The 6,678-nt window shown below is 67.6% G+C and carries 6 protein-coding genes and 1 rRNA gene; all 7 read right to left on the reverse strand.

All coding sequences use genetic code 11. From position 1 onward, the window contains the following. Window positions 1-2: 2 nt before the first annotated feature. Window positions 3-935, reverse strand: a complete 933-nt coding sequence (locus ACFXAE_RS33345; RefSeq protein ID WP_384722504.1) for an FHA domain-containing protein — start codon at window positions 933-935, stop codon at window positions 3-5. 61 nt (window positions 936-996) lie between these two features. After that, window positions 997-1,896, reverse strand: coding sequence for a DUF881 domain-containing protein (locus ACFXAE_RS33350; protein WP_384722507.1), 900 nt, complete (start codon window positions 1,894-1,896; stop codon window positions 997-999). 5 nt (window positions 1,897-1,901) lie between these two features. Next, window positions 1,902-2,234, reverse strand: a complete 333-nt coding sequence (locus ACFXAE_RS33355) for a small basic family protein (protein ID WP_003988855.1) — start codon at window positions 2,232-2,234, stop codon at window positions 1,902-1,904. Then, window positions 2,231-3,067, reverse strand: coding sequence for a DUF881 domain-containing protein (locus ACFXAE_RS33360; RefSeq protein ID WP_384722510.1), 837 nt, complete (start codon window positions 3,065-3,067; stop codon window positions 2,231-2,233). The genes ACFXAE_RS33355 and ACFXAE_RS33360 overlap by 4 nt, the downstream gene beginning before the upstream one ends. 187 nt (window positions 3,068-3,254) lie before the next feature. After that, a complete protein-coding gene (locus ACFXAE_RS33365; protein ID WP_217135613.1) occupies window positions 3,255-5,750 on the reverse strand; it encodes a mannose-1-phosphate guanyltransferase in 2,496 nt (831 codons plus the stop codon). A gap of 115 nt (window positions 5,751-5,865) precedes the next feature. Next, entirely contained in the window at window positions 5,866-6,474 is a 609-nt protein-coding gene (locus ACFXAE_RS33370) for a CDP-alcohol phosphatidyltransferase family protein (RefSeq protein ID WP_383341522.1), read from the reverse strand. A 109-nt stretch (window positions 6,475-6,583) separates the two neighbouring features. Then, window positions 6,584-6,678 (reverse strand): 5S ribosomal RNA (gene rrf / locus ACFXAE_RS33375); the annotation flags it as partial.

The raw sequence follows: 6,678 nt of genomic DNA on the forward strand, positions 1-6,678 counted from the left end.
GGTCAGTAACCCCGCTGGCTCGCGTAGAAGACCAGTCGGTACTTGCCGATCTGCACCTCGTCGCCATTGGACAGGGCGACCTGGTCGATCCGCTCCCGGTTGACGTACGTGCCGTTCAGGCTGCCCACGTCGGCCACCGTGAAGGAGCCGTCCGGGCCGCGCCGGAACTCCACGTGCCGGCGGGAGACCGTCACGTCGTCCAGGAAGATGTCGCTCTGCGGGTGACGCCCGGCCGTGGTCAGGTCGCCGTCCAGCAGGAAGCGACTGCCCGAGTTCGGCCCGCGACGCACGACCAGGAGCGCGGAACCCATCGGCAGCGCGTCGACGGCCGCCTGCGCCTCGGGAGAGAGCGTCGGCGTCGGGGTCTGGCCTGTGGCCTCCGCGTCATAGGCCTCGAGACCGGAGATCGAGATCGTGGACGTCGTCTCCGAGGGGCGCTCCGGGGTGACTCCGGGCCTCAGCGGCGCGCCGCAGTTGGAACAGAAGCGGCTGTTCTCCGCATTGCGGTTACCGCACCTCGTACACACCAGGGCCGACATGGACGGATCCTCCTGCCGCGGCTGCCCCCCAGGGGCGTGGGACGCGTACGGGTCGGAGAACCCTCCACCCGTACCCGAGGTCGACGGTTGTCCGAAACCTATGCCGCCCGACTGCGCGGGGTCAACGGACGGCGCGCCCTGACCCACCTGGTCCCGGTACAGCGGACGCCGACCTTCCGCCTCGGGCTGTGCGCGATGACGAGCGGTCGCGTTGTCGCTGCCCTCTCGCCGCGCGCTCTTGCCGAACAACTTCGCAAACAACTTCACGGGCGATTCCCCTTGACCGAAACAGACCCGCCCGTGGGGCAGGACGAACCCTGACTGAACACATTGGCCGACCCGGACATCTTCACAACGTCCGCCTCCGCCAGACAGTTTCCACCACGCACCACCCATTCGGTGCGCCGACCCCCCGCAACCTCATGCCCTCGCCGAACGCCTCCCATGCACCCCCGGTTCACCGGGAGGACGACCGAGCGTAGTCAGGCCGCTTCACCACCCGCAAGGCATCCACGACGATCTTGGTCGACCGCTCCACGGTAGCGGTGGCCTGTTCCTTCTCGAGAGTCTGCACCACACCTCCGGGGATGTTGAGCGCCGGCTCGAGGTCCTGCGGCTTGCCGATGACCTTGAAACGATAGGGCGCGGTGATCTTGTTCCCGTCCACACCGACACCGTTTCCGGAGTCCGTCAGGTAGGTGCCCGCCACTACCCGCACACCGTTCACCTGGATCGCCTCGGCACCGGCCGCGCGCAGCTCCTGGATGGCGTCGAGCAGCATGTCCGCCTCGACCGTCCCCTTCGTGTCCTCGATGGTCATCATGATCCCGGGCCCCTGCGCGGCCACGGTGCCCGCCAGTACGCCGAGTTGCCGTTCCTTCTCGATCGTCTGCTTACGGGCCTCTTCGGCCTGGTCGGAGCTGTTCTCCAGCTCGTCGCGCTGCTTCTCGAGTCCCTGCTTCTCGTCCTCAAGACGCTCTGTGCGGTCGTCGAGTTCATCGAGGATGCGCACAAGATCTTCCTGACGTGCCCCGCGCAGCGCGCTGTCGCCGTCGCTGTTCGACGCCACCTGAACGGCCAGACCGAAACCCAGTCCGAACAGCAGCAGGGCGACGATGAGTTGGGCCCGGGTCACCCGCGGCGGCCACAACCCCTTCACCAGCCGCTGCCGGCCGGTCAGACCGGGCGGGGGCTTCGGAACGTCCTCCTCCGGGGGTACGGGCGCTCTCATGGGCACCTCGGCGGGTACCTCCGCGGGCAGTTCCCTGCGCAGGCCGGCCGTGGGCGTGGCGTCCGGAGCGGGCCTCGGCGGGGACACCGCCGGACGCGTCGTCTCGTTGTGCTCGTGCTCGCTCATCGGCCTCACGCCCGGAACACATGCCGGCGGATCGCCGCGGCGTTGGAGAAGATGCGGATGCCGAGGACCACCACGACGCCCGTCGACAGCTGGGCCCCCACGCCGAGCTTGTCGCCGAGGAACACGATCAGGGCGGCGACGACGACGTTCGACAGGAACGACACCACGAAGACCTTGTCGTCGAAGATGCCGTCGAGCATGGCCCTCAGCCCCCCGAACACGGCGTCGAGCGCCGCGACGACGGCGATCGGCAGGTAAGGCTCGACAACCGCCGGAACCTCGGGCCGGACCAACAGTCCGGCCACGACTCCCACGACGAGGCCCAGTACGGCGATCACGATGTGTCCTTCTCGGTTATCGGTTGGGCGGTACGTACGATCACACTCGGTGCGGCGGGCAGCCGGACGTCGTCCTCCGCGGAGATGGCCGTCCGGATCCCGTAGTTCTCCTGCAGGGCATGCAGGTACAGCCCGTCCGCGCTGTTCTGGAACCGGTCGCTCAGCTCTCCGCCGTCTCCCACCGCGAGCACCGTGTACGGCGGCACCAGCGGCCTGTTGTCGACCAGTATCGCGTCCCCCGCGGCCCTGATCGCCGACAGGGCGGTCAGCCGCTGCCCGTTGATGGAGACGGCCTCGGCACCGGACTCCCACAGACCGTTGACCACACGCTGCATGTCACGGTCACGGACCCGGCCGGTGTCGGAGAAACCGGAGGTCGACCGGGCGTCCCCGTCACCACCCGTGCTCGCGTCCTTGGCGTCGTCCACCACGAGCCGCACGCCGGGCCCGTGCACCGCGGTGGCGCCCGACAGGATGCCCACCAGCGCGGACCGGTCGCCTCCGCCACTGTCCCGGAGCGCCTCGCGCTGCCGCGCGCTCACGTCGGCACGCAACGCGTCGACGCTGTCCTCGAGCCTGTCCGCGGCCTCGGTCTCCTGATCGATCCGGTCGATCAGCTCCTCGCGCTCCTTGGCCACGGCCGGAGCCGCGACCCGGGCCTGCGCGGCACCGACGGTCACGATCAGAGCGGCGAGCACCAGGCCGCCGGCCAGCCCCAGCTTCGCCCTGAGCGTCTTCGGCATGCCACCGTCGCCGTCGGCCTTCCGCCGCGCGGCGGCCTCGGCATATCCATCGTCGAGGCTGTGGTCCATGACGTTGGTGATCAACGACATGGAGGCGTCCGGACGAGCGGGCCGCGCGGGTGTGCTCCGAACGGGGGGTTGCTGCGGCATGCCGCACATCGTCGCACGCCGCGACCACTACCTCCGAACGGACCTACCGGCGTGCCGGACAGGCCCCGTTGGGGGCACTTGTCCGGCACGCACGCGTACCGCTCGTTCTACCACCCGCGCCGGCCGCTCACCGGCCCGCGCTGTCCACGACCGCCGACCACTCGTCGAGCAGGGCCTGCGCGGAGGCGTCGTCGGGGCCCTCGGCCCACAGATGGGTGACCGCCTCGGCCGGGTCGGGCAGCACCATCACCCAGCGGCCGTCGGTCTCCACCACACGCACGCCGTCGGTGGTGTCCACGAACCGGTCTCCGGCCGCCTCCACGACCCTCCGCATCACCAGGCCCTTGACGGCCCACGGGGTCGCCAGATCCCGCTTGAGCACATGCGCCCGCGGGATGCGCGCGTCGATCTGGCTGAGCGTGAGCTGGGTGCGCGCCACCAGCCCGATGAGCCGCACGAAGGCCGCGGTGCCGTCGTAGACACTGCTGAACTCCGGGACGATGAATCCGCCCTTCCCGTCTCCGCCGAAGATCGTCCCTTCCTCGCCGCCCACGCGCGTGAGGTCGTCGGGCGAGGTGGTCGTCCACTCGACCTGCGTGCCGTGATAGGCCGCGACCTGCTCGGCGATCCTGGTGGTGGTCACCGGGAGCGCCACCCGGCCGCTGCGCCGCTCGGACGCGATGAGGTCGAGCATCACGAGCAGCGATCTGTCGTCCTCGATGATCCGCCCCTTCTCGTCGACCAGGGACAGCCGCTCACCGACGGGGTCGAACCGTACGCCGAAGGCGGCACCGGAGGACGCCACGATCTCCCCGAGTCGGACCAGCCCCGAGCGCCGCATGTCGGCCGTCTCGGTCGGCCTGGACTCGTCAAGACCTGGATTGATGGTCAGCGAGTCGACCCCCAGCTTGCCGAGCAGACTCGGCAGCACCAGGCCGGCGCTGCCGTTGGAGGCGTCGACAACCACCTTGAGTCCGGACTCCGCGATACCGGTGATGTCGACGTTCCGCAGCAGAGAGCCCGTATAGGAGTCGAAAACACTGGCCGGGAAGTGCAGATCCCCGATCTCCCCGGGGAACGCCCGCCGGTACTCCTGCCGCGCGAACACCCGGTCCAGCTTCCGCTGGCTGCCCTGGGAGAGGTCGGCGCCCTGTCCGTCGAAGAACATGATGTCGACGGAGTCAGGCACACCGGGCGTGGTCCGGATCATGATGCCGCCCGCGCTGCCCCGCGCGGTCTGCTGCCGTGCCACGGGCAGCGGCACGTTCTCCAGGTCCCGTACGTCGATGGCGCTGGCCTGCAGCGCGGAGATGACCGCCCTCTTCAGCGCACGGGCGCCACGGGAATGGTCGCGGGCCGTGGTGACGGTCGAGCCCTTCTTCAGCGTCGTCGCGTACGCGCCGGCCAGCCGCACCGCGAGTTCCGGTGTGATCTCGACGTTCAGGATGCCGGACACGCCCCGGGCCCCGAAGAGATGAGCCTGTCCCCTGGACTCCCAGATCACCGAGGTGTTGACGAACGCGCCGGCTTCGATGGTTTTGAACGGGTAGACCCGCACATTGCCCTGGACGATCGATTCCTCACCGATCAGGCACTCGTCACCGATGACGGCGCCGTCCTCGATCCGCGCGGCCCGCATGATGTCGGTGTTCTTGCCGACGACACAGCCCCGCAGATTGCTGTGCGGTCCGACGTACACGTTGTCGTGGACGACGGCCTTGTGCAGGAAGGCGCCGCTCTTCACGACGACGTTGGACCCCACGACCGTGTGCTCGCGAATCTCCGCGCCGGCCTCGACCTTGGCGTAGTCGCCGATGTAGAGGGGCCCGCGCAACACTGCGTCGGGGTGCACTTCGGCTCCCTCGGCAACCCATACTCCCGGGGAGATTTCAAAGCCGTCGATATCGACGTCGACCTTGCCCTCCAGGACATCGGCCTGCGCCTTCACATAGCTCTCGTGCGTGCCCACGTCCTCCCAGTAGCCCTCGGCGACATAGCCGTAGACGGGCTTGCCTTCCTTCATCAGCTGCGGGAAGACGTCACCGGACCAGTCGACGGGCACATCGGGCTCGACGTAGTCGAAGACCTCGGGCTCCATGACGTAGATGCCGGTGTTCACCGTGTCGGAGAAGACCTGCCCCCAGGTCGGCTTCTCGAGGAAGCGCTCGACCTTGCCTTCCTCGTCCACGATGGTGATGCCGAATTCCAGCGGATTGGGAACGCGGGTCAGGCAGACCGTGACCAGGGCACCCTTTTCCTTGTGGAAATTGATCAGCTCGGTGAGGTCGAAGTCGGTGAGGGCATCACCGGAGATGACGAGGAAAGCATCGTCCTTCAGTGCCTCCTCGGCGTTCTTCACGCTCCCGGCGGTACCGAGTGGCTTCTCCTCATTGGCATAGGTGAGCTCCATTCCGAGCTCTTCGCCATCACCGAAGTAGTTCTTGACGAGCGACGCAAGGAACTGGACGGTCACAACGGTTTCGTTGAGCCCATGCTTTTTGAGCAGCCGCAGAACATGCTCCATGATCGGCCTATTGGCCACCGGCAGGAGCGGCTTGGGCATGCTTGAGGTCATGGGGCGAAGGCGGGTGCCTTCACCCCCGGCCATCACGACGGCCTTCATGTCGGAAGCGTCCTCCTCGAAGAGACGACGGTCTGACCGACTTCACCCGCCAGGACTGACCGGCACTTCTACAGTGCGGGGCGCCGCGCCACGATGCGCGTGCTGCTCAGCGAGTTCAATCGGTCACAGCGTCCGCACGAACCAGACGGCGGACTTGGACCACGTAAAGCACTCCTGCCCACCAATACAGAGTTGTACCCCATCCGGCGAATGCCCAGCCGAAAATAGCAGCGAGTGACGAGATCCAGCCAGTTCCGTCACTGAGCAGGAGCAGCGGGAAGGCGTACATCAGGTTGAAGGTGGCAGCCTTCCCCAGGAAGTTCACCTGCGGCGGCGGATAGCCGTGCCGCCGCAGGATGCCCACCATGACCAGGAGAACCAGCTCACGCGCCAGCAGAACGGCGGTCAGCCAGAGCGGCAGAATCTCGCGCCAGGTGAGGCCGACCAACGTCGAGAGAATGTAGAGCCGGTCGGCGGCGGGGTCGAGCAGCCGGCCGAGGCTGCTGATCTGGTTCCACCGTCGCGCCAGCTTGCCGTCCAGGTAGTCGCTGACGCCGCTGAAAGCCAGCACCAGGAGGGCCCAGCCGTCACTCTTCGGACCGCCGAACTCCGGCCTGAGGATCAGCCACAGGAACAACGGTACGCCAACGAGCCGCGCCATGCTGAGCATGTTCGGGATGGTGAGGACGCGGTCTGTCTGGACCCGCGTCTCCTGGACCTCCACCCGGGATCCTCCTGTGGGAAACGTGTCGATGATGCTCCCCGACCTTACCTCAACGCAAAAAAGCTCTGGCTCTTGGGCTGTACGCCCAAGAGCCAGAGCTCTAAAAGGAGTTCGGCGGCGTCCTACTCTCCCACAGGGTCCCCCCTGCAGTACCATCGGCGCTGTAAGGCTTAGCTTCCGGGTTCGGAATGTAACCGGGCGTTT

It is taken from the genome of Streptomyces sp. NPDC059454 (assembly GCF_042749965.1).
In the GTDB taxonomy this organism is placed as follows: Bacteria; Actinomycetota; Actinomycetes; order Streptomycetales; family Streptomycetaceae; genus Streptomyces.

Coding starts and splice junctions, on each gene's coding strand:
- ACFXAE_RS33345 (WP_384722504.1), bottom strand. CDS start 935: ATGGGTGGTGCGTGGTGGAAACTGTCTGGCGGAGGCGGACGTTGTGAA.
- ACFXAE_RS33365 (WP_217135613.1), bottom strand. CDS start 5,750: ATGAAGGCCGTCGTGATGGCCGGGGGTGAAGGCACCCGCCTTCGCCCC.
- ACFXAE_RS33350 (WP_384722507.1), bottom strand. CDS start 1,896: ATGAGCGAGCACGAGCACAACGAGACGACGCGTCCGGCGGTGTCCCCG.
- ACFXAE_RS33360 (WP_384722510.1), bottom strand. CDS start 3,067: ATGTCGTTGATCACCAACGTCATGGACCACAGCCTCGACGATGGATAT.